This window comes from Halorubrum shenae (genome assembly GCF_051194165.1).
In the GTDB taxonomy this organism is placed as follows: Archaea; Halobacteriota; Halobacteria; order Halobacteriales; family Haloferacaceae; genus Halorubrum.
In genome coordinates, this window is record NZ_JBLZNI010000008.1 from 117167 (window position 1) to 140406 (window position 23240).

Below are 23240 nucleotides of genomic sequence, written 5' to 3' on the forward strand. Positions count from 1 at the left end.
CCCGACCGAGGAAGCGCATGAGCTACGAGGCGGTGTTTTTCGACCTCGATAACACCCTGTACCCGTACGCCCCCTGCAACGAGGCGGGCAAGCGGGCCGCCCTCGCGGCGTTCCGCGAGCGAGGGTACGAAATCGATCGCGAGACGTTCGACGAGTTGTACGCGACCGCCCGCCGAGAGGCCAAACGCGAGACCCGCGAGACCGCCGCCTCTCACGACCGGCACATCTACTTCAAGCGCGCGCTGCGGCTCCACGCCGGCGGACACGACGCCGCGGACGCGCTGGCGCTCGGCGACGCGTACTGGGAGGGGTACGCGAGCGAGATGGAGCTGTGTGACGGGGTCGAGCGCGTCTTCGACGCCCTCGCCGAGGCGGGGACGGACGTCGCCGTCGTGACCAACCTCACCACTCGCGTTCAGCTACAGAAGCTCTCGCGGCTCGCGATCGACGACCGGATCGACCGGCTCGTCACCTCCGAGGAGGTCGGCCGCGAGAAGCCGAGCGCGATTCCCTTCACAATCGCGCTTGCCGCGTTCGACCGCCGGCCGAGCGAGGCGCTCATGGTCGGCGACAACGCCGACGCCGACGTGGCCGGCGCGAACGCACTCGGGATGGACACGGCGCTGTTCGTCGCCGACGGCGACACGCCCGCCATCGACGAGCTCGACGGCGACCGACGCCCGAACCACCGGCTCGATGCGTTCGCCGATCTGACGGAGGTCGTGGCGTGACCCGAGAGCGTTCCGATGCCGACACCGACGCCACCGCCAATCCCGATCTCCTGCACGAGGCGCGCGAGGCGGTCGTGGAGTACGCGCCGGCGCTCGCGGACCTGACGCCCGGCCGGACCGGGAACCTGAGCGTCCGCGAGGGGGACGCGGTCGCGGTGACGCCCACGGGCGTCCCGTACGACTCCTTCGACGCGACCGATGTGCCGGTGGTCTCGCTGGAGGGCGAGCGGCTGGCGGGCCGGATGGCGCCGTCGAGCGAGGTGCCGATGCACACGGGTATTTATAAACACGACCGGCCGGGCGCGATCGTCCACACCCACTCACCGTGGGCAACGACGATGGCGACGCTCCACCGGAAGCTCCCTCCCGTTCACTACATGATCGCCGCCGTGGGGCGGGAGGTTCCGCTGGCCGACTACGCGCCGTACGGCACCGAGGCGCTGGCCGCGAACGTGGTGGCCGCGATGGCCGAGGCCGACTCGGACGCGGCGATCCTCGCGAACCACGGGCTGGTCGTCACCGGTCCCGACATCGAGACGGCGGTGGAGAACACCCACCACGTCGAGGACATCTGCCGGCTCTACCTCCGTGCGTCGTCGGTGGGCGAGCCGCACGTGCTCTCCGACGAGCAGATGGCGACCGTCGAGGAGCGGTTCGAGAGCTACGGCCAACAGCCCGGTGATGACGACGCATAGCGAAGGACGGAAACCAAACGCCGACGGCTCGCACCCGATCGCCTCTCCCGGTTTTATAAATAGCGGGCCGGTTACTGGATCGGTATGACCGATACGGAGCCGGCGGCTCCGGTCCGGGAGACCGCCGAATCGATCGCGACGATGGAGGTCCGCGGCGCGGCGACCATCGCGTCCGCGGCCGCCGAGGCGCTCGCCGCCCAGGCCGAGGCTGCAGCCGAGTCCGAGGGAACCGCGAGCGACCCCGGTGCCTTCCGCGCGTCGATGCGTGCCGCGGGACGGAGCCTCCGCGAGACCCGGCCGACCGCCGTGTCGCTACCGAACGCCCTCCGCTACGTCCTCCAGCGGATGGAGGGAGAGACGGTCGACGAACTGCGCCGCAGCGTCGTCGACGCGAGCGACGCGTTCGTCCACCAGCTCGACTGCGCGCAGGACGACCTCGGGCAGGTCGGCGCGAACCGCCTCGCCGACGGCGACACGGTGATGACCCACTGCCACTCGACGGACGCGCTCGCCTGCATCGAGGCCGCCGTCGAGCAGGGGAAGTCGATCTCGGCGGTCGTCAAGGAGACGCGGCCGCGCCAGCAGGGCCACATCACCGCCGAGGCGCTCCGCGACGCCGGCGTCCCCGTCACCCTGATCGTCGACTCCGCGGCGCGGCGCTACCTCGACGAGGTCGACCACGTCGTCGTCGGTGCCGACTCGATCGCCGCGGACGGCGGCGTGATCAACAAGATCGGCACGTCGGGGCTCGCGGTCAACGCCCGCGAGCGCGGCGTCCCGATCATGACCGCCGCCCAGACGATCAAGCTCCATCCGGAGACGCTAACGGGCCACACCGTCGAGATCGAGATGCGCGACGAAGGCGAGGTGATCGATCTCGAGACCCGCGAGGAGATCGGCGAGATAACCGTCGAGAATCCGGCGTTCGACGTGACGCCGCCGCGGTACATGGACGCGATCGTCACCGAGCACGGCCAGTTTCCGCCCGAGAGCATCGTGGCGCTGATGCGAGAGCTGTTCGGCGAGGGCGCCGCCGAGCCGTGGGCCGAGCCATGAGCGGCGAGGACGCAGAGCACGGTGGTCCAGACGGCTGGGACGAGGAGCTCGCAGAGTGGGACCAAGAGATCTCCGAGTGGGAGGACGGCGAGGGGACAGACGAGGGAGGCGACCCGGTCGACAACGATCCCGACTTGGAACCGGAGTCCTCTGGCCGCGCCCCGAAGGTGGTCTCAGCGGGCCACATCAACTGGGACGTGACGATTCACGTCGACGAGCTGCCGGGGCCGGACGGAGAGACGCGGATCGATCTGCTCGAACAGTCCGGCGGCGGCAGCGCCGCGAACGTCGCGGTCGGGCTCGTTGGACTCGGCGGCCGGTCGGTCGTCTACGGGAGCGTCGGCGGCGACGAGTCGGGGGCGCTGGCGCTCCGCGAACTGGCGAGCGCCGGCGTCGACCCGGGACAGGTGCTGGTCGACGCGGACGAGCCGACTTCGGTGAAGTACGCGATCGTCGACGGGAGCGGAGAGCTGCTCATGTTAGCGAACGACGGCGCCAACGAGTCGTTCACCGCGGCCGAACTCGACCGCGACACGCTGAGGGCGGCCGACCACCTCCATCTCACCGGTCAGCAGCCGGGGACCGCGGCCGCGCTCGCGACCGCCGCGGGCGAGGCCGGAACGACGCGGAGCTTCGACCCGGGGCGCCGGGTCGGCGACCGCGAGTTCGAGGCCGCGCTCCACGGCACGGACCTGTTGTTCGTGAATGCTCCGGAGGCCGACGCGCTCGCCGACTCGACCGACATCGACCCGTGGGAGCCCGACGACCGCGTCGTCGCGATCAAGCTCGGCGAGGAGGGCGCGACGATCCGAACCCCCCACGGCGACGTGTCGCATCCGGGGTTCGACGTCGACCCGATCGACACTGTCGGCGCCGGCGACGCGTTCGCGGCCGGGTTTCTGGGCACAGCGCTCAGAGACCCCGAGATCGCCGGTGAGGGCTTCTCACACGACCCCCGCGACTACCAGGTGCCGCTGCTCGTCGGCAACGCCTGCGGCGCGATCGCGGCCGAGACGGTGGCCGCCCGCGCCGACCTCTCGTGGGAGCGCGTCCGGTCGATGATGGGCGAGTCGCCCGAGTCGGACCTGCTGATCGAGATTCGGGTCTAACGAGTGCTCTTCGATCGATAGCGGGAGTATGTGTGTCAATTCAGTTGATCGGTTGTTTATAAGCGATCGAGTGATGTTGCTGTCGAACGTTTATAAGCGATCGACGAGTCTGCGGTGAACACCTGCAAAGCCCCAGCCGCGACGACTCGCGCGGCTCGGTGCTCTCCTCGCTCGTTCGCTCCGCTCAGTCGCTGCGGTGCTTCCGTCGCCGTGCTTCGTCCTCGCGACAGCGAGGCGCTTCGCGCCTCTGGCAGCCGGACGTAGTCCGGCGACTGCCCCTTTGAGTCCCGCCCCGCACAGCACCGCCCCACACCTCACACCTCCCCAGCCTCGCGGTTCGCGCTCTGCGAGCGCTCACCGCGTCCCTCGCGGACTCCTCGCGGTCGCCGGCGGCGACCGCTCGGAGGCGCGCCACCGCAGTTCATTTATAAGCAATCGTCGCAGTCGCTCACAGTCATTTAAATACTTCATCGCCACCACCGCACTGATACACTCACTCCCGACATCCATCACTCCCGCGTCCGTAGCGATCTTAGAAAATCCGCGTCGTCAGGCGCTCGTTACCGTCGTCGAGTCGGCCCGTCTAACACTCCGACCAGCCGCACGACTCGCACGTCTTGCAGCCCTCAGAGTAGTAGAGGTTCATCCCGCCGCACTCGGGACACTCGGGCGACTCGCCCGCCGCGATCAGCTCCTGCATCGCGTCGTCCGCGCCGTCCGCGTCGTCCGTGACCTCGGGACCGTCTGCGGTGGAGATGTCGGGCGTGACGTCGACCGGAGCGTCGGTCGCGGTTCCGGCGTCGACTGCACCGCCGTCGGTCTGGCTCGACGACTCGCTGACGCTCTCCACGTCGTCGAGGCTCTGCTGCTGGGGAATCCCCTTGTCGATCTCGTCGTCGAGGTAGCGGCGGAGCGCGGTGCCGATCGCGTCCGGGATCGACTGGATCTGCTCGCCTTTATCCCACGCGACCTTCGGGCTCCGGGTGCCCTGCAGCTCGTCGACGATCTCCTCGGGGTCGACGCCCGAGCGGAGCGCCGTCGAGATGACCTTCGCGAGCGCCTCCGTGAAGGAATTGGTGTAGCCGCCGGAGTGGCCGATGTTCGCGAACAGCTCGAACGGCAACCCGTTCTCGTCCTCGTTGATGGTGACGTACATCTTGCCGTATCCCGTCTCGACGCGTTGGGTGACGCCGTTCAGGGAGTCGGGACGCGGACTGCGCTCGCTGTAGTCGACCCGGGACCCCTCGCTGGCTTCGAGCAGGTCCGAGATCTCCGCGTCGATCGCCCGCTGGACGTCCTCGTTGTCGAGGAACGCCTCGACGCCGCCGAACACCTCGCCGATCTGCTCGACGATCGTCTCGGCCGCCTCGCTCTCGTCCGCGAACTCCGCGTTCTTCGCGCGGGTCGTGAGCACCTGCTTCGAGCGGGTGCCGTCACGGTAGACGGTGACGCCCTTGCCGCCGTGGTCGTAGATGTAGCGGTACACGTCCTCCATCTCCTCGGCGGTGGCGTCGTTCGGGAAGTTACACGTCTTCGAGATGGCCGAGTCGACGCCCTTCTGGCAGGCGCACTGGACCGCCGCGTGCTGCTTGCCCGAGAGGTCGCCGGTGACGACGAACAGCTCGCCGATGGCGTCCGGGACCGTCTCTAACCCGTCCACGCCGTCGAACTCGTTCGTCGCCATCTGATCTTGGGCCTCCTGCTTGACGGCGTCGACGTCGACGTCGTTCTCCTCTAAGGTGCGCAGGAAGTAGTCGTCGAACTCGACGAGCATCTCGTCGCCCTGCACGTCGTCGGAGACGTTCTTGTAGTAGGCGACGTTGTAGATGGGCTCACAGCCGCCCGTCGTGTTGCCGATCATCGACGTCGTGCCCGTGGGGGCGATCGTCGTCGTGTTGTGGTTGCGGATCGGGAACCCGTCTTCCCACTCGTCGGCGTCGAGCCCGGTGTAGTGCTCGAACCAGTCGCGGTACTCGGTGGGGTTCGCGTACTTCGAGTCCTCCCAGTCGTTGAACGTCCCGCGCTCCGTCGCGAGCTCGTGGGAGGTCTGCTTCGACGCGTGGTTAATGTGGGTCATCAGCTGGCGGGCGACCTCGTGGCCCGGCTCGGTGCCGTACTGGATCCCGAGCTGGATGTACAGCTGGGCGAGCCCCATGATTCCCAGTCCGATCTTCCGCATGTCGCGGACCTTCTGCTCGATCTTCTCGACCGGGAAGTCCGACATCGTGACCACGTTCTCTAAGAATCGGGTCCCGTAGTCGATCCGCTCGTCGAACTCCTCGAAGTCGATCGCCTCCTCGAGGAAGGCGTCGATCGCCGCCGCCTGCGAGTCGTACTCGTCGGCGTGCTCGGCGGACCAGACCCGCCAGTCCGGCGCGTCCTGCGCCGCGAGCGTCGAGAGGTTGATGTGGCCGAGGTTACAGGCCTCGTACTCTTCGAGCGGCTGTTCACCGCAATTGTGAACCACGAGTCCGTTCGCGACGAACGAACTCGTCTCGGGCTCCGTCAGGTCATAGACAGCCTCGTAGCCGTCGTCTTCGACCGCGCAAACGGTCGCTTCGAATCCCTCGCTGTACGGTCCGCGGTCGTAGTTTGCGAGACGCTCGTCGAGTGCGTCCTGTTTCGAGTCGAGGAGGAATCCGATCTCCTCTGTGAACCGGACGAGATTGTCCTTCGAGATGACGAGATCGTGGTCAGCCTGTCGCTCATATTCCGCAGTTCCACCCTTTCCGTCAGGCATCTCTTGGACACCGGCCTCGTGGCGCTCTTCGTAGATCTTGCTGAAGATTCCGAAGTTGAGCAGGAGTTGCTGGACTTCTTTTAAAAGACCGGTACTCGTGCTCGTGAGCCGGACGGAGACGCCCTTCTCGACGTTCCCCTGAACGCCGCCGTCCGCGGAGAATAACCCGCGGAGGTATCCGCGCGCCATCTCCTCGCTCCCGCGCATCACGGCTTCGGGAACCTGATGCTTCTCGTCAACTAAACCGGCTTCCTCAGCGTACTCGTACAGCCGAGCCGAGCGGATCCGCTGCTCGATGGCCTGCGCACCGCGGTAGTCATCGCCCCTGGCGATCTCGTTGACGCCGACCTCGTAGTCGGCGTTACCGACAGGATCACGAACGACTTCATTCACGTCGGCTGCGAACGATTCCGAGACCTCGGAGTCCTCGTCGTAGAAGTTGAGGACGGCGCGCTCCTCTCCGGTCTTGAGATGGCCGTCACCGACCATCCAGCCGAGCACACGGCCTTCCGCGGCCGTTCCGTGCTGACCGAACGAGCCTTTCCGGTTCTGGATGTGAACCGTGTCGCCCGCACCGAGATCTCCGGCTTCGACCCATCCGTCATCCGTCATGACGCGATGATCGGCAGTAAGGCGGAGTTCGTACCCTTCTTCGGTTGTGAGCTTATAAACGTCCTTCTCGCCGGTCTTGTAGACGCTACTCGCTTCCTTGAGCGTCTCCTCGCTGAGGCGCCCGTCGACGACGACATCGCGTGCGACGCCCTGCTCGTAGAGTTCCTCGGCTTCGACGAGACCGTTCTCGGTACTGATCAGCGTGTCGCCGGTGACACAGGGGTTCGTCGCGAGGATCCGGTGGTCCGGGTGCTCCTCGGTGTCGAAGGAGTGCTCTTTGTTCACCCGTTCGAGGTAGATGACGCCCGGCTCGCCGTTCTCGTGGGCGCCCTCGATCATGTCGTCCCAGAGTTCCTGGGCCGGGATCGAGAGGACCTCGCCGACCTCGACGTACTCGCCGAGGCCGAACATGTCGTAGATTTCCTTCGTCTCGGGGGTCGCGACGTGCGGCTCCTCGGTGCGGGGGTTGGTGAAGGTGAACTCCTCGTCGTTGTACAGCGCCTCCATGAAGTCGTCGGTGACGCCGACGCTGATGTTGAAGTTCGAGAGGTGGCCCTCGACCGCGTTCCGGAGGTGTTCGGGCACCTTGCCGTCCTCGTCGATCAGCTCGCGGGCCTCCTCTAAGGCGTCCGCGAAGGAGTTGTGCGTGAAGTCGTCGGGGTCGTTCAGTCGCAGCGAGTGGGCTAAGGAGACGTCCTTGTTCTTCGAGTGGATGAACTGGATGACGTCCGGGTGCGAGACGCGCATGACACCCATCTGGGCGCCGCGGCGCGCGCCGCCCTGCGCGATCGTCTCGCACATCTGGTCGAACGTCCGCATGAACGTGATCGGCCCGGAGGCGATGCCGCCGGTGGAGCCGACGGAGTCGCCGTAGGGGCGGAGCTTCCAGAACGCGTACCCCATGCCGCCGCCGGACTGGAAGACCTCGGCCGCCTCCTTGGCGGTCTGGTGGATATCGGTGATGTCGTCCGCGGGCGAGTCGACGAAGCAGGCGGAGAGCTGCTGGAGCTCGTCGCCGGCGTTCATCAGGGTCGGCGAGTTCGGCATGAACGAGAGCCGTTCCATCCCCTCGCGGAACCGGTCAGCGGTCGCCTCGACGTGCTCGCGCACACCGTCGGGAAGCTCGGGGACGACAGTGGAGTACGCGAACTTGTTGACGTTGTGGGCGGTGAGCGTCGTCTCCGCATCGTCGTCGGCGGTCGTTCCCGTGCCGAAGACCTCGGCGGCGAGCTCGTCGCGCCGCGGGTGGTCGGGCTTCAGCTGGTCGGGCGTGACCGTGACCTCGACGTCCTGTTTCTCGGCCTCGAAGACCGCTTCCGCGAGCGCGACGTTGCGCGCGACGCGGTCGAACAGCTCTTCGGGGTTTTCGATCGGCTCCCCGTCCGCGTTCTTCCGGAGGTAGCGCGCGGGCAGGATGTTGTGGTAGGCGTTGGCCGTGAGACGCTCCTCCATCGTCTCGCCCGTCGTGCGTTTGATCGGCAGTTCGAGTTCGTCCGCGGCGACGCCGTCGCTGCTCATTCGACGGCCACCCCGCTCGGTTGGTGTGAGATATGGATCATCTGTGGTGTTGGTGTACTGGCGAGGCGGGCCCTTGTACGTTCGGATGTTCGGACCCGACAGGCGCCTTTATGTACGATTCGTTATGCAACGTCCGTTCGGTGCGTCTGACGCTGGATTCCGGTACATCGGCAATAAACGGACTCCGAACACATAAGGGTAGCCAGACCGGAGTGAAACTGATTGTCGATCGGAAAAACCGCCGTAAGCAGACCGCTTCCCACCGGAACAGAAGGGGGGTTGTTTGACGGCGATCACCAGTGGAACTCGCCGCGGTGGTGCCGTTACACACATCCTACTGGTGATCAACCGTCGGGCTTCGTCGCAATTCTTACCACGGACCTATCAGAATCAGATAACAGATCCGCAGACCTCATCCCCACAAGCTTATGCCCGACCTTACCGTGGGCTCGGACATGACAGCCTCACTCGCCGCACTCGTAGCCTCGGAACCGCTTCAGGCCGGTCTGCTCGCCAGCCAGCCCGGACAGCTGCTCGTCGCGCTCGTCGCCGTCGCGATCGTGATCATTCTCGGGAAGTTCGTGTTGAAGCTCGCGTGGCGGCTCGTCACGATCGGGATCGTTCTCGTCGCCGTGTTCTACCTGCTGTCGATGCTCGGTGTCATCTAAAAAAACCGCGCCGCGACCGGACCGAATTGGACGGAATTGGACCGAAACTCTACTGGAACGCCGTCCCGGGCTCGGTCTCCTCGCGGTTGACCTCCGACCGCTGGAACTGCTTTTCGATCTCCTCGTAGCGCTCGCGCGTCTCGGGGGTGACGCTCGGGTTCACCTCGTCTAAGGCGTCCTCGAAGTGTTGCATCGTCACGCGGACGTTGCCGACGGACTCGCCGACTTCCTCGCGCGAGACGCTCCCGATGAACTCTCGGGAGGCGTTCATGGAGGCCTCGCGGGCCACCGCCTCGATGTCGGCGCCGACGTAGCCCTCGGTCTTCCGGGCGATCGCGTCGAGATCGACGTCGTCGGCCAGCGGCTTCTCTCGGGTGTGGACCTCCAGGATCTTCCGGCGCGCGTCCTCGTCAGGCACGGGGACGTGCACGTGGCGGTCCAGCCGGCCGGGCCGGAGCAGCGCCGAATCGATCAGGTCCGGGCGGTTCGTCGTCGCGATGACGACCACGTCCTCCAGCGATTCGAGCCCGTCGAGCTCCGTCAGCAGCTGGGAGACGACGCGCTCGCCGACGCCGGAGTCACCGGAGTTCTTGCCGCGCTCGGTCGCGATCGAGTCGATCTCGTCGAAGAACACGATCGTCGGCGCGTTCTCGCGGGCCTTGCTGAACACCTCGCGGACGCCCTTCTCGGACTCACCCACGAACTTGTTCAGCAGTTCGGGCCCCTTGATCGAGATGAAGTTCGACTCCGCCTCGTTGGCGACGGCCTTCGCGAGCAAGGTCTTCCCCGTGCCCGGCGGGCCGTACATCAGGACGCCCTTGGCGGCCTGCATGTCGAGTTCCTCGAACACCTCGGGGTACTCGAGCGGCCACTGGATCGTCTCGCGAAGCCGCTCTTTGGTGTCTTCCAAGCCGCCGACCTGGTCCCAGTTCACGTCCGGGACCTCGACGAACACCTCGCGGAGCGCCGAGGGCTCGATCCCCTTCATCGCCTCCTTGAAGTCGGACTCCGTGACCTGGATGGAGTTCAGCACGTCGGCGTCGATCTCGTCGCTTTCGAGGTCGATATCGGGGCGGATGCGCCGCAGCGCGTGCATCGCCGACTCCTTCGCGAGCGACTCCAAGTCCGCGCCGACGAAGCCGTGGGTGTTGTCGGCGTACTCGTCTAAGTCGATCCCCTCGACTAACGGCATGTTCCGCGTGTGGACCTGCAGGATCTCCTTGCGGCCGTCTCGGTCGGGGACGCCGACCTCGATCTCGCGGTCGAACCGGCCGCCGCGCCGGAGCGCGGGGTCGATGGCGTCGACGCGGTTCGTCGCCCCGATGACGACGACCTCGCCGCGCTCTTCGAGCCCGTCCATCAGCGAGAGCAACTGGGCCACGACGCGGCGCTCCACGTCGCCGCCGGCGTCCTCGCGTTTTGGCGCGATGGAGTCGAGCTCGTCCATGAAGATGATCGCGGGCGCCTCCTCGGACGCCTCATCGAACACTTCGCGGAGCTTCTCCTCCGACTCGCCGTAGTACTTCGACATGATCTCCGGCCCGGAGATCGTGTGGAAGTTGGCGTCAATCTCGTTGGCGACGGCCTTGGCGATCAGCGTCTTCCCCGTGCCCGGCGGGCCGTGCAGGAGGACGCCCTTCGGCGGGTCGATACCGAGCCGCTTGAACAGCTCCGGGTGCCGCATCGGCAGCTCGATCATCTCCCGGACCTGTTCGAGCTCGCTGTCGAGCCCGCCGATGTCCTCGTAGGCCACGTCCGGGCCCTCGCCCGAGCCGTCACCGGTGTCGCTCGGCCCGGTCAGCTCCTCGGCGGGGACCTCCGAGATCTCGATTTCGGTGTCGTCGGTGATGACGACGGTCCCCGAGGGGGTCGTCGAGGCGACCTTCATCGGCACCGCCTGCGACTGGCCGCCCATCAGGCCGAAGCCCATCGACGTGCGGATGGTCTGCCCCTCGGTCACCGGCTGCCCGGAGAGCTTGTCGCGGATGAACGGGGCGATCTGCCCGCGGACGCGAAGCTGGCTCGGGAACGCGATCGTCACCGACTCCGCCCGCGAGACGTCGACCGACTCGACGGTCACGCGGTCGTCGATCCCGACGTCGGCCTCCTGGCGGAGGCGGCCGTCGATACGCACGACGCCGGTCCCGTCGTCTTCCGGGTAGCCGGGCCAGACGCGTGCGATCGCGGCCCCGTCCGAGCCCTCGACGCGGACGATGTCCCCGCCGGAGAGTCCGAGCTCCTCGGCGGCGACGCGGTCGATCGCCGCGAGGCGGCGCCCGGCGTCCTTCTGTTTCAGCGGCCTGACGGTGAGTTTCATCGCTGCCCCTCCACAGTGACAACGCCGTTCTCGACGAGGACCGAGTCGGCCGCGCCCGGGAGCTCGAACTCCGACTCGATCGGCTCGCCGTCGCCTTCTATCACGACGATCGCGGTCTCGCCGACGGTGTCGACGGAGACGTTCTCGGCGTCGGCGCCCAGATCGGCGGCGACAATCCACCCATCCTCGTACTCGAACCGGCGGAGCAGCGGACCGTCGCCGGTCGATCGGGTCTGTTGGTGATTCATGCTAACTACAAGTTAGGTGCGAGAGTATTTAAATACATCGTTGAAAACCGCATGACGTGAGATACTATCTTCGCATCGGTAGTGTTGCGGTTCGGGTCACACTCGGGTCGATCTCCGCCAACTCGGATCGGCTCGGGTCGGTCGCGTCCGAACACGGATCATGGCGATCGCCATCGGCGAGACGCCGGTGCCGTCGGCGGTTTTTATAAGTGAGGCGCGGAAGCAACGACCATGCAGCGGGTCACGCACCACGGCCGCGACACGGCCTACCGGGTCTCCGATCGCGGCGGCGACGGACCGACGGTCTGTTTCGTCCACGGGAGCGGCGGGAGCAAAGACATCTGGAAGGCGCAGGCGCGCCTGAGCGACCGGTTCCCGGTCGTCGCGCTCGACCTGTCGGGCCACGGCGACAGCGACGATATCGGCAGCGACGGTGTCGACGTGCCCGCCGGTCCCGAGACGCTCGACGCGTACGCGGACGACGTGGTCGCCGTCGCCGAGGAGACGGACGCGACCGTCCTCTGCGGTAACTCGCTGGGCGGGGCCGTCGCGCTATGGGTCACCTTGGAACGCGATCTCGCGCTCGACGGCCTCGTGCTCGCCGGGACGGGGGCGAAGCTCGCCGTCGCCGAGCCCCTCCGCGACGCGCTCGCGACCGACTTCGACCGGGCGATCGAGCTGCTTCACGAACCCGATCGGCTGTTCCACGACGCGCCGCCGGAGTACGTCGAGCTGTCGCGCGCCGGGAAGCGCGACTGCGGGCGCGCCGTCGCCGAGCGCGACTACCTGACCTGCCACAGCTTCGACGTTCGCGATCGACTCGACGAGATCGCGGTCCCGTCGCTCGCGGTCGTCGGCGAGCACGACGGGCTCACGCCCGTCATGTATCACGACTACTTCGCGGACCGGATCGACGACTGCGAGCGCGCGGTGATAGCGGACGCCGCACACCTCGCGATGCTCGAACAACCGGAAGCGTTCAATGCGGCACTGGCGGCGTTCTGCTCGCGGATCTCGGAAAATCGGCGTACCGGCGACTGAGTCGGCGCTCGTCGATGTCGTGACGGTTTAAAGGAACCTGCCGAGCGAAGCAGTCGTTCGGGGCGCGTCTCGGGACGGAGACGCAGCCCGCGCCTGGAAGCCGACTGGACAGAACTCGATGCGGTACCTCCCGATCGTCGATGGGCGTTGGGTTCGGTCTCCGATGTGCTCCGTACTCACCCCGTGTTACAAGTTACCATGCCACAGTATTTAAATCGTTCGCCGATCCGCTCTGTTGACCGGCGGCACCCTTTTTGAACGATAGCCTCGATCGGGGCCCAATGGACGGCTCTGTCTCCGACGGCGACTCCGATCGCACCGGGCCCCGCGAGAGCGACGCCGAATCCGATACCTCACGTGGTCCTGACGTCTCACGCGATCCCGACGCCTCGACCCGCGGCCCCGCGGACCCGGATATCAACGATCTACTGGCGAAGCTCGACGCCCTGAGCGACACCGTCGACGACGATCACGAGCGCGAGAAGGTGCGCCAGACCATCTCGCTCGTCGAACGGATGCCCGGCAGCTCGGCGTTCACGGTCCGAATCACGAAGTACACCTCCCGCGACATGGCCGAGTCGTTCGTCGGGGCGGTTCTCTTCTCGCTGCCGCTACTCGTGGAAGGGGGCGTCTTCGAGATCGCCGCCTGGCTCGCAGCGACCACCGTCGCCGGCGTCCCCGTCTTCCTGCTCGCGCACGTGGCGTTCGTACTGGTCATGACCGCCGGCCTGCTCTACGGCGCCGACTTCCGGCAGATCGATATCAGGCACCCGATCCTCGGCGTCATCCCGCGCCGGTACGCCGGGGTGTTGCTCGTCTCGCTGCTCACCTCGGCGTCCATGCTGCTCCTGTGGGGCCGGCTCCACGAGGGCGATCCGACGGGGGCCGAGCGGGGCGCCCGGGTGCTCGTCGTGTGGGCCGCGGCCGCGTTCGGCGCCGGGCTCGGCGACATCCTTCCGGGCGAGTCGCAGGGGGAGGACATCGGGGAGATCGATCTCGACTTCGATCGGACCAGCTGATCTCGTCCGACCGGAGCCGCCCCCCTTTTCCACACCTTTTTCGCCGCGGCGACCGTAGCTCTGCGTATGTCAGCGTTACGCGACGCGCTCCGAGATCTCCCGGACGCGGTGTTTGCAGACCTGCTCGAATCCGACGAGGGATACGTGCTCGTCGTCGACCTCCCGGGTGCCACCGCCGAGACCACCGAGGTCCTCGCGGAGGACGGCCGGATCGTCATCGAAGGGCGCCGCGACAAGGGGGTCCCCGAGGGGTTCCGGTACGTGCGCGAGGACCGGCCGCTGTTCCTCGACGCGGAACTCCCGCTTCCGAGCGACGCGGACGGCAGCGGCGCCGACGCGGAGATGGACCGCGGGGTCCTCGAAGTGACGATTCCCAAGCGGACCGGCGACGCCTCCCGCACGATCCCCGTCGATGAGGCCGGCGAGGAGAACGACGAGACGGCGGACGGCGACATCGATGCCGACGACAGCGCCTGACGGGTGGTCACGCTGGTGAACCTCCGCGCCTACTGGCGGTTCTTCGTGGTCATGCGGCAGTTCTCGCCGCTGATCGTCGCCTACTGGCGAGATCGAAAGCGGTACTTCCTGTTCGGCGGGGGCCGCGAGGTCGACGCCGAGACGCAGCGCGAGCGCGCCGCCGTCCTCCTCGACATCCTGCTCACGCTCGGACCCACGTTCATCAAGCTCGGGCAGATCCTCTCGACTCGCCCGGACATCCTCCCGCCGGCCTACATCGAGGTGTTAGAGGGGCTCCAAGACGACGTGCCGCCCGCCCCGTGGGAAGAGTCGAAGGTCGTTCTCGAAGACGAGTTCGGTCCCGTCGACGAGACGTTCGACGACTTCGACCGAGAGCCGATAAGCGGCGCGAGCCTCGGACAGGTGTACACCGCCCGCTACGAGGGGACCGAGGTGGCGGTGAAGGTCCGCCGTCCGGGGATCGAATCGCTCGTCGAGGCGGACCTCCGGACGATCCGGTGGTCGATCCCGATCGTTCGGCAGTTCACCGGCAGCGGACGGGCGTTCTCCCTGGAGAACCTCGCCGACGAGTTCGCGAAGACGATCCGCGAGGAGATGGACTACGACCGCGAGCGCGAGATGCTCGAGGAGATCCGCGCCAACTTCGCGGACGAGGACCGGATCCGGATCCCGACCGCCTTCGAGGCCGTCTCCGGTCCGCGCGTGCTCACGATGGAGTACATCCCCGGGACCAAGATTAGCGACGTCGACGCGCTCGATAACGCGGGGATCGACCGGAACGCCATCGCCGAGACGCTCCAAGAGGTGTACCTCCAGATGATCATCGAGGACGGCGTGTTCCACGCCGACCCCCACCCCGGGAACCTCGCGGTCGACGACGACGGCACCGTAATCTTCTACGACTTCGGGATGGCGGGGCGGGTGGACCCGTTCATCCAAGAGAAGATCATCGATTTCTACGTCGCCGTCGCCCGGCAGGACATCGACGGCATCCTCGACACGCTGATCGCGATGGGCACCCTCTCGCCGGAGGCCGACCGCGAGGTGATGGGGAACGTGATGGAGCTGGCCATCGCGGACGCCAGCGGGGAGGACATCGAGCAGTACCAAGTGAACCAGATCATCGAGCAGGTGGAGTCGACGATCTACGAGTTCCCGCTCCGGCTCCCCCCGAATCTCGCGCTCGTGCTGCGCGTCGCCACCGTCGTCGAAGGGGTCTGCGTCACCCTCGACCCCGAGTTCGACTTCATCTCGACGGCGACGGAGTACCTCAGGGATGAGGGGTACTACGAGCAGACCGCCCGCGACCTCGCCGAGGACGCCGGAAAGCAGGCCCAGAAGACCGCAGAGGCGCTGTTCACGGTCCCGCCGAAGGCCGACGACTTCCTCGACCGGGCGAACCGCGGCGACCTCCACATCGACGTCACGATCGACGACGGCTCGAGGGTCCTCGACAAGCTCGCGATGCGGATCGCCTACTCGGTGCTACTCGCCGTCGGCGTCCTCTCCGCGACGATCCTCTACTCGTTCGCCCAGTCGTGGCGGCTCGCCGCGGTCGTCCTCCTACTCGCCGCGCCGCTCGCCGTCGCGCTCTACCGCTCGTTCCGGAAGAAGAGCGGGATCCGGACGACACCCCAGTTCACCAGACAAGGAATGAAAAAGCAGCGCGAGGACTGACCGCGGTTCGCGCCGCGTGAGTCGAGCCGCTCACGCCGGAATGACTTCGATCGGAACGAGGAGGAAACAGAGCGCTCCGACGGCGAACGTCCCGAGTCCGACGGCGAGCCGGGGCCACCCGAGCCGTTCCTCGTCCGCGGGGTTCGCGGGCCCGTTGAACGCGATCACGAGCGAGAACAGCCCCCAGAACGTCCACAGGCCGACCGACTGGTCGATCCCGAAGCCGCGCCAGAAGTAGAGGTACGCGGCGATAGCGAAGAGGGCACCGGGGACGAGCGCCGCGACCGTCTCCTGTCGGGGGCCGACCATCGCCCGGACCATGTGGCCTCCGTCGAGTTGGCCGACCGGCAGGAGGTTGAGCAGCGTGAAGAACATCCCGACCCAGCCGCCGATCACTACCGGATGTGCGGTGAGCCCCGGATCGTCGTACGCCGTCGGTTGGCCGATGAGATCGGCGATGAGTCCCAAAAGCGGCGGGTTGTTGAACCGGATCATCGGTCCCGACGCGGTAGCGAGCTCGGCTGGGACCCGGATCGGGTCGAGCGAGAGTCCGATCACGGTGACGACGACGGTCGCTATCAGCCCCGCGATCGGACCGGCGACGCCGATATCGAACAACGCTCTCCGTGACGGCATCCGACCTCGCATCCGGATAATCGCTCCGAGAGTCCCGAAGGGGAAGACGAACGGGATAACGTACGGCAGCGAGACGTCGACGCCGTGGTATCGCCCGGCGGCGTAGTGACCGAGCTCGTGGGTCATCAGGACGCCGAGCACCGCCGCGGTGAACGGCCACGCCCGAAGCAGCGCCAGTGGGTTCGCGCTGATGGTCTCCCACCCGACGTAGTACCACCCGTACGCGCCCACGAACAGCGTCGACAGGATCGTCGCCGCGAACATGACGACGTTGAGCCACGGGATCCCGCCTCGCCCGTGATTGAACGGCGTCGCGACGACGACGTGACCGTCCGCGACCGTCTCCACGTCGACGTCGTACCCGGCGTCGCGGAACCCCGGGACCAGCTTTCGCAACAAGGTGCGCTCCGGGATGTACGACTCCCCGACGTACCGAACGCGACCGTCCTCCCGACGGACATCGTCGACCCGGAAGAACGTCTGGAGCGGCTCCGGACGCGGAACGTCGGCCGAGCCCGACGGCCCACTGTCCTCGTGTTCTGGCATCGTCGGCCGTAGCCCGTCGGCGAGTATAAACCCCGCGTCGGGCGAGGCGTTCGCCGATCGCTTCGAGACGATCCGAAGCCCGCGCCGATCGGCGGAGCCGCGATCCGTCAGCGGGAGAAAAAACGGAGGGGGCGGTCGTCAGCGAGGAAAAGGGGACTGAGAGGAGTCGTCAGCCGGTACGAGGGAGTTATCGTGCGGTGGCGGGGACGCGCTTGAGCGCGTTGTTCGGGGATGTCGCTACCGGCGGTCAGGCGGGCTCGACGCGCCAGGTCGTCGCGCCCGTGTACGACCACTTCTCGACGGTGAGTTCCGTGGCGGAATCACGGAGCTTCACCATGAGGGCGCCGATCTCTTTCGGAGAGAGCTCGACGTCCTCGGAGATGAACTTCCCTTTGAAGTACATCTCGCCGTCCTCCGCGCGGTCGAGCAGGTACCGCTTCAGCCGCTCTTCCTTGCTGAGGTCGTCGGTCGTTGTTGCGGTCGTGGAGGGGTTTGCAGTCGCGCTCATGGTACACCCACTGATTGCCCCCGGACGGTGTTATAAAGGTACGACCGTTGAGGGCTGTTCAGTGGCTTTCATGGCGTTTCAGACCGGGGAGATTGACTAAAACGTGTCTGACAGACCGTTCAAAACAGTTCTAAAACCGCTTAGAAATTTTATAGTGTGATTTAAACGGTTTATTTTTGCTTTGCTTCTCGGAGATGACGCTGCTCCGGGGGATCGATAACGAACAGCTTAACCAGACTATATTGCCGGTAAATGGCGGGATCAGTCCACCGCCACCGGTCACGCGACCGAACGAGTGATCAGTCGCGCCGGTGGACCCAGAACTCCTCTGCCTCCGTGGCTTCCTTTTTGAATATCGGTACCTCGTCTTTCAGCCGGTCGATCCCGTCCTCGACGGTTCGGAACGCCTCCCGGCGATGACCCGCGAGGGCGACGACGAACACGATGTCCTCGCCCGCCTCGACCACGCCCGTCCGGTGGTGCATCCGGACCTCGAACACGCCGTCGCGCTCGGTCAGTTCCGCGGCGATGGCGTCCATCCGCTCCGCGGCGACCCCTTCGTACTTCTCGAACGCGAGGTGTGTCGTTCGGTCGTCGTCGGGAGCGTCTCGCGCTCGGACGCGTCCGGTAAACGTCGCGACCGCGCCGGCACGGTCCGCGTCAGCGGATTCCTCCACCCGGCGCACGAGCGTCTCCCGAGTGATCCACGGCTCCGCGGCGTCGAGATCGTCGACGAGTCGGTCGAGATCGACCTCTCCGGGCCCGTCCCCCGCGGCGATCACCGTGCCGGGCACGTCCTGAGAATCCGCGTCCGCCCCGAGCAGAACCGTCGACACACGCAGGCGGGAGTCGCCGACGGCGATCAGGTAGTCGTGGTCGGGCGCGAGCCCGTCAAGGAGGTCGTCGAGCCCGTCCACACTCCCGCGGCCGGTCCACGAGCCGTCGGCGTCGAGCGCGAGCGTCGTGTCGGCGGCCGCTCCAGTCCGGTCCTCCCCGACTGCGACGCCCCCATCGGTCGCCTCGGAATCGGCGGTTCGGCGGACGCGCTCACCCTCACCCGCGCAGTCGACGACCGCTACCCGCCCGTCGAGCCGGTTCGCGAGCGGTTCCGCGAGATCGGGCGCTCCCGGACCGACGATCGATATCGGTTGCATACCCGAGAGCGGGCTGCGAGCGGCTTAGGCGTTTCCCGGGGTCTCGGGGAGCAGCCGGGAGCGACCCGGTCCCGCTTGATAATCCTTAAGACCGCGACAGGGATATTCGACGGTAATGAGAGTCGTCGTTTCTATCGGCGGGAGCGTGCTCGCGCCCGATCTTGACCCCGACCGGGTGGCCGCATACGCCGAGGCGATCGAGCGACTGGTGGCCGACGGCTGCGAGGTCGGCGTCGTCGTCGGCGGCGGCGGCGTCGCGCGAGAGTACATCGAGACGGCCCGCGAACTGGGCGCCAACGAGGTCGAGCTCGATCAGCTCGGCATCGGGACGACCCGGCTCAACGCCCGGCTGCTGATCGCCGCGCTCGCGGACGACGCGAACCTCTCGCCGGCGACGGACTACGACGAGGCGGCCGCCGCGCTCCGGCGCGGGGAGGTGTCGGTGATGGGCGGCGTGACTCCCGGCCAGACCACCGACGCGGTCGCCGCCGCCTTCGCGGAGTCGGTCGACGCCGACCTCCTCGTGTACGCCACGAGCGCGAACGGCGTGTACGACGCCGACCCGAACGTCGACGACGACGCGAGCCAGTTCGGGTCGATGTCGCCGACCGAACTCGTCGATATCGTGCTCCCGATGAGCCGGAACGCGGGGGCGTCTGCGCCGGTCGACCTGCTCGCAGCCAAGCTGATCGACCGGGCGGGCATCCGTTCCATCGTCCTCGACGGGACGAACCCCGGCGTTGTCGTCGACGCCGTCCTCCGCGGGGACCACACCGGCACCGACGTGGTTCCGACCGGAAGCGACGAGCCGACGTACTGGACGGGGGCGGGAGACGCGTGAGCACCGACGACGCCCCGCACGACGATTCCCCACATATCCTCTCGGAGCAGTCTCGAGGCGGCGGTGCCGCGGGAGTCGGCGACGAAGCTGCCGAGAGCGGTGGAGAGGGGTTCCACGCCTTCTGGGCCGACGTCGTCGCCGACGAGATCGAGGCGCGCGAGCCCGGTGAGCCGATCGTGATCAAGGGCGGCGTCTCTCCCTCGGGGGTCGCGCACCTCGGCAACTTCAACGAGATCATCCGCGGGTACTTCGTCGCCGCGGTGCTGCGCGAGCGCGGCCACGAGGTTCGGCAGGTGTTCACCTCCGACGACAAGGACCCGCTCCGCAAGCTCCCGCGGAAGCTGGCGAACGCCGACGGGGAGATCGTCGGGCTCGGCGAGGTCGACGCAGGCGCGCTCGGCCGAAACCTCGGGAAACCGTACACCGCGATCCCGGACCCCTTCGGCGAGCGCGACTCGTACGCCGCCCACTTCGCCGCCCTGCTGAAGGCCGACGCCGACCGGCTGGATATCCCGGTCGAGATGGTCTCGAACACCGACCTGTACGCCGACGGCGACTTCGACGACGTGACCCGAACCGTCCTCTCCGACCTCGACGGGGTTCGCGAGGTGCTCTCGGCGTACCAAGACAAGGTCGACGGCGAGTACGTCCCGTTCAATCCGGTGTGTGCCGAGTGCGGGAAGATCACGGAGACGGTCACGAGCGTCGATCTCGACGCCGAGACCGTCGAGTACGTGTGTACCGATATGGAGGCCGGAGACAACATCATCGAGGGCTGCGGCCACGAGGGAACCGCCACGTTCCGCGAAGGGAAGCTCCCGTGGCGGCTGGAGTGGCCCGGCCAGTGGGACGTGCTCGGCGTCGACTTCGAGCCGTTCGGGAAGGACCACGCGGAGGGGTCGTGGCCCTCGGGCGTCGACGTAGCTCGGAACGTCTTCGGGGTCGAGCCGCCAGTCCCGATGGTGTACGAGTGGTTCACGCTCAACGGCGAGCCGCTCTCCTCGTCGGCCGGCAACATCGTCACCGTCCCCGAACTGCTCCACCTGCTCGAGCCCGCCGTGCTCCGCTACTTTTTCGCGCTCCACCCGAAGAAGGCCCGCGATCTCGACATCGAGCGGCTCGACCAGCTCGTCGACCGCTTCGACCGCTTCGAACGCGCGTACTTCGGCGCGGTCGACGACGAGGACCTGACCGCCTTCGCCGAGCGCGCCTACCCGTTCGTCGTCGGGCGCGCGGACGACCCGCCGACCGAGAAGCCCGTGCGGCTCCCGTACACCTTCGCGGCCGTCCTCGGGATGGTCGACGACCCCGCGTTCCGTGAGCAACTCGCCCGCGACGAAGGCCACATTCCCGCAGACGCCTCGGAGGAGACCGTTGACGCCGCGCTCGCCCGCGTCGAGAAGGCGCGCAACTGGGCGGAGCGCACCGGCAACGAGTACGACTATCGGCTCCAGACCGACCTGCCCGACGCCGACTTCGACGACGAGGTCGCGGCCGCGCTCGACGACCTCGCCGACTTCGTCGCGGCCGGTCACGACGGCGAGGCGATCCAAGCGGAGATGTACGAGACGGCACGCGCACACGACGTGGAGGTGAGCGACTTCTTCGCGGCGGGCTACCGGCTCTTCTTCGACGACACGCAGGGGCCGCGGCTCGGCGAGTTCCTCGGCGAACTGGAGCGAGAGTACGTCGTAGCGCGGCTCCGCCGGGAGGCGTAGATGCCAGAAGACCGATCACTCGACGAGTTCGCGGGGTCGAGCGGGGACAGCGAAACTGACGCGGACTCCGCAGACGTGGACTCCGCCGGCGCCGACGTAACCGACATCGAAGCCGACGACCCGACCCCTTCGACGGCGACGTGGACCGCCGGCGGCGCCGACTGCGAGCGGTGCGGCGACCGCGTCGAACGCCGCTGGCTCGACGACGGGGATCGGGTCTGCCCCGGCTGCAAGTCGTGGTGATCCGAGTCAAGGTTTAATACGGACTGGAGTTAGTCGTTAGTTACGACAGCGAGCGATTGATGTTTAGTGGATAATAAATGAAACTAGAATCCGACGTCGTCTTCGGCCGAACGCCCCGAGAACTCGCCGTCGGGTATTTTTGCCTCGGGGCGGTGTTCATCGTCGCGGCCGATCTCGCGGTCGCGTCGGCGGTCGGATCGCTCTCGACGTGGACGCCGATACGGGCGGCCGGCGGTGGGGCGTTCCTCGTCGTCTCGTCGCTTTTCCTCTACGGCGCCACGGCGCACCGGCAGCGCCGTGCGGTCGCCGCCCGGAGTGAGCTCGAGACGTCGAACCAGCAGCTCCAAGTGTTGAGTCGGGTGTTCCGACACAACGTGCGGAACGACCTCAACGTCATTCAGGGGTACGCGGACCTCCTCGCCGACCGGATCGACGACGATCGGAGTCGAGAGTGTCTAGAGACGATCCGAGAGACGACGGACGACATGGTCGCGATCAGCGAAAAGCTGCGCGTCATCGAAGACGCGTCGACGGCACCTCCGAGCGGGCGGGTCGATCTCGTCGACTCGGTCCGCGAGGCGGCCACAGACATCGACCGCGCGGACGTCTCGCTGACTGTCGACGCGCCCGTCGAAGCGTGGGTCCGGGCGGACGAGTCGATCGAGTACCCGATTCGAGAGGTGTTCGAGAACGCCGTCACACACAACGACGAGTCGGTGCGCCGGGTCGACGCCTGCGTCAGGAAAAGCGGGTCCACAACCTGCTTGGAGATCCGCGATAACGGTCCGGGGATCCCCGACGACGAACAAGCGGTGTTGCGCGCGGAGGAGGAAACGCCGCTGTCACACGCGAGTAGTATCGGGCTCTGGCTCGTCAAGTGGATGTGTGAAACCCAGGGCGGGACGGTCGGGTTCGAGACGAGCGACGACGGGACGACGGTCCGCCTCCGGTTCGAGTCGGCCGACGGTCCGACGGCACCGACTATCGGCAGCGAGAGAGAGACGCTAAGCGGGGCCGAAACGAGGGGTTCGGGGACGAAAGAGAAGGCCGATCCGGGGCGCGAAACTAGTCAAGCTCCGTGATCGTCACCGCGTACACCGCCCCGCAGGCACCGCATTCGACGTGGACCCCGCGACTCGTCTCTCCGCGGGTGAACTCGGAGATTTCCTCCGAACACGAGCACTCGAACTGAACTTTCACTACTTCCAATTAATTGCGCTAGTATTTAAAAGAATCCGTCCCGAAATCGCGTCTGAAAATCGGGCACACCGGTCAAAAGCGATCGCCGTCGTCGACGGTCAGTCGTCGACGATCACTTCGACCGGTTCGTCGCTCGCGTCCGCGTCGCCGTCGTCGGACGCGTCGGAGGCCCCGCCCGACTGCGTCTGCTGGTAGTAGAGCCCGCCGGCGACCGCGAGAACGATCCACGACCGCCAGTTCGCCAGGTTCAGCGTGTATCCGATGCCGAACGGCTTCTCGACCAACATCCCCTTGCCGGGCTGCCAGTAGGACGAGAGCAGCCGGCCGAGACTCGGCCGCTCGAAGTTGTACGGGATCCCGATGATCTCTCCCGAAGACGGTTTATCTGCCATATCCGTACATCACCCGCCGGGCATATAAAGCGTGGCGCAACTCGGCGTCGGTTCTCGTCCGCCGGCGCTCATCGGTCCCAGTTCCGGTGGCTCA

21 protein-coding genes are annotated in these 23240 nt (G+C 66.9%); 13 read left to right on the forward strand and 8 right to left on the reverse strand.

Annotated features, from left to right (window positions below):
• Positions 1-17 precede the first annotated feature (17 nt).
• The 4 genes from ACNS88_RS11365 to ACNS88_RS11380 all read left to right on the forward strand — a co-directional run bounded on the left by ACNS88_RS11365 (position 18) and on the right by ACNS88_RS11380 (position 3591).
• A complete protein-coding gene (locus tag ACNS88_RS11365) occupies positions 18-731 on the forward strand; it encodes a ribulose-1,5-bisphosphate 5-phosphatase (RefSeq protein ID WP_435097441.1) in 714 nt (237 codons plus the stop codon).
• Complete coding sequence (locus ACNS88_RS11370; protein WP_435097444.1) at positions 728-1426, forward strand: ribulose-1-phosphate aldolase; 699 nt, start codon at positions 728-730, stop codon at positions 1424-1426. Before ACNS88_RS11365 ends, ACNS88_RS11370 begins: the two co-directional genes overlap by 4 nt.
• Before the next feature lie 84 nt (positions 1427-1510).
• Positions 1511-2482, forward strand: a complete 972-nt coding sequence (locus ACNS88_RS11375) for a ribose 1,5-bisphosphate isomerase (protein WP_435097447.1) — start codon at positions 1511-1513, stop codon at positions 2480-2482.
• Positions 2479-3591: an ATP-dependent ribose-1-phosphate kinase gene (locus ACNS88_RS11380; RefSeq protein WP_435097450.1), complete on the forward strand. Its 1113-nt coding sequence runs from the start codon at positions 2479-2481 to the stop codon at positions 3589-3591. The genes ACNS88_RS11375 and ACNS88_RS11380 overlap by 4 nt, the downstream gene beginning before the upstream one ends.
• Before the next feature lie 583 nt (positions 3592-4174).
• On the opposite strand, the gene ACNS88_RS11385 is transcribed toward ACNS88_RS11380, so the two are convergent.
• Entirely contained in the window at positions 4175-8461 is a 4287-nt protein-coding gene (locus ACNS88_RS11385) for a ribonucleotide reductase barrel domain-containing protein (RefSeq protein ID WP_435097453.1), read from the reverse strand.
• Between the two features lie 428 nt (positions 8462-8889).
• On the opposite strand from ACNS88_RS11385, the gene ACNS88_RS11390 reads away from it, so the two are divergent.
• Positions 8890-9129 (forward strand): DUF8029 family protein, encoded by a 240-nt coding sequence (locus ACNS88_RS11390; protein ID WP_435097456.1) that lies wholly within the window; start codon positions 8890-8892, stop codon positions 9127-9129.
• Between the two features lie 49 nt (positions 9130-9178).
• On the opposite strand, the gene ACNS88_RS11395 is transcribed toward ACNS88_RS11390, so the two are convergent.
• Entirely contained in the window at positions 9179-11446 is a 2268-nt protein-coding gene (locus ACNS88_RS11395) for a CDC48 family AAA ATPase (protein ID WP_435097459.1), read from the reverse strand.
• Entirely contained in the window at positions 11443-11694 is a 252-nt protein-coding gene (locus ACNS88_RS11400; RefSeq protein WP_435097462.1) for a DUF7127 family protein, read from the reverse strand. The genes ACNS88_RS11395 and ACNS88_RS11400 overlap by 4 nt, the downstream gene beginning before the upstream one ends.
• Positions 11695-11925: 231 nt before the next feature.
• Here ACNS88_RS11400 and ACNS88_RS11405 point away from each other — a divergent pair, with 231 nt between their 5' ends.
• The 4 genes from ACNS88_RS11405 to ACNS88_RS11420 all read left to right on the forward strand — a co-directional run bounded on the left by ACNS88_RS11405 (position 11926) and on the right by ACNS88_RS11420 (position 15908).
• Positions 11926-12735, forward strand: a complete 810-nt coding sequence (locus ACNS88_RS11405; RefSeq protein WP_435097465.1) for an alpha/beta fold hydrolase — start codon at positions 11926-11928, stop codon at positions 12733-12735.
• Positions 12736-13016: 281 nt separating this feature from the next.
• Positions 13017-13754, forward strand: coding sequence for a DUF2391 domain-containing protein (locus ACNS88_RS11410; protein WP_435097468.1), 738 nt, complete (start codon positions 13017-13019; stop codon positions 13752-13754).
• Positions 13755-13820: 66 nt separating this feature from the next.
• Positions 13821-14231 carry an Hsp20/alpha crystallin family protein gene (locus ACNS88_RS11415; protein ID WP_435097471.1) on the forward strand — a complete coding sequence of 137 codons (411 nt, stop codon included), beginning with the start codon at positions 13821-13823 and terminating at the stop codon, positions 14229-14231.
• Positions 14232-14234: 3 nt separating this feature from the next.
• Entirely contained in the window at positions 14235-15908 is a 1674-nt protein-coding gene (locus tag ACNS88_RS11420) for an ABC1 kinase family protein (RefSeq protein ID WP_435097474.1), read from the forward strand.
• Between the two features lie 30 nt (positions 15909-15938).
• On the opposite strand, the gene ACNS88_RS11425 is transcribed toward ACNS88_RS11420, so the two are convergent.
• The 3 genes from ACNS88_RS11425 to ACNS88_RS11435 form a co-directional block, all read right to left on the reverse strand.
• On the reverse strand, positions 15939-17090 hold the full coding sequence (locus ACNS88_RS11425) for a site-2 protease family protein (protein WP_435097477.1): 1152 nt from the start codon (positions 17088-17090) through the stop codon (positions 15939-15941).
• 247 nt (positions 17091-17337) lie between these two features.
• On the reverse strand, positions 17338-17598 hold the full coding sequence (locus ACNS88_RS11430; protein WP_004047147.1) for a DUF7123 family protein: 261 nt from the start codon (positions 17596-17598) through the stop codon (positions 17338-17340).
• A gap of 299 nt (positions 17599-17897) precedes the next feature.
• The gene (locus ACNS88_RS11435; RefSeq protein ID WP_435097480.1) at positions 17898-18752 is read right to left on the reverse strand and encodes a molybdopterin synthase; all 855 of its coding nucleotides are present in this window, start codon (positions 18750-18752) and stop codon (positions 17898-17900) included.
• A 115-nt stretch (positions 18753-18867) separates the two neighbouring features.
• Here ACNS88_RS11435 and pyrH point away from each other — a divergent pair, with 115 nt between their 5' ends.
• The 4 genes from pyrH to ACNS88_RS11455 all read left to right on the forward strand — a co-directional run bounded on the left by pyrH (position 18868) and on the right by ACNS88_RS11455 (position 22636).
• Positions 18868-19593: a UMP kinase gene (pyrH, locus tag ACNS88_RS11440; protein WP_435097483.1), complete on the forward strand. Its 726-nt coding sequence runs from the start codon at positions 18868-18870 to the stop codon at positions 19591-19593.
• Positions 19590-21311 (forward strand): lysine--tRNA ligase, encoded by a 1722-nt coding sequence (gene lysS, locus ACNS88_RS11445; RefSeq protein ID WP_435097486.1) that lies wholly within the window; start codon positions 19590-19592, stop codon positions 21309-21311. Before pyrH ends, lysS begins: the two co-directional genes overlap by 4 nt.
• Entirely contained in the window at positions 21312-21554 is a 243-nt protein-coding gene (locus tag ACNS88_RS11450; RefSeq protein WP_435097489.1) for a DUF7573 domain-containing protein, read from the forward strand.
• Positions 21555-21631: 77 nt separating this feature from the next.
• Positions 21632-22636 carry a sensor histidine kinase gene (locus ACNS88_RS11455; RefSeq protein WP_435097492.1) on the forward strand — a complete coding sequence of 335 codons (1005 nt, stop codon included), beginning with the start codon at positions 21632-21634 and terminating at the stop codon, positions 22634-22636.
• Here the strand turns inward: ACNS88_RS11455 and ACNS88_RS11460 are convergent.
• Positions 22620-22754: a hypothetical protein gene (locus ACNS88_RS11460; protein ID WP_435097495.1), complete on the reverse strand. Its 135-nt coding sequence runs from the start codon at positions 22752-22754 to the stop codon at positions 22620-22622. The two genes, ACNS88_RS11455 and ACNS88_RS11460, sit on opposite strands and share 17 nt — an antisense overlap.
• Before the next feature lie 98 nt (positions 22755-22852).
• Positions 22853-23146 (reverse strand): DUF5808 domain-containing protein, encoded by a 294-nt coding sequence (locus ACNS88_RS11465; RefSeq protein WP_435097498.1) that lies wholly within the window; start codon positions 23144-23146, stop codon positions 22853-22855.
• Between the last annotated feature and the right edge of the window lie 94 nt (positions 23147-23240).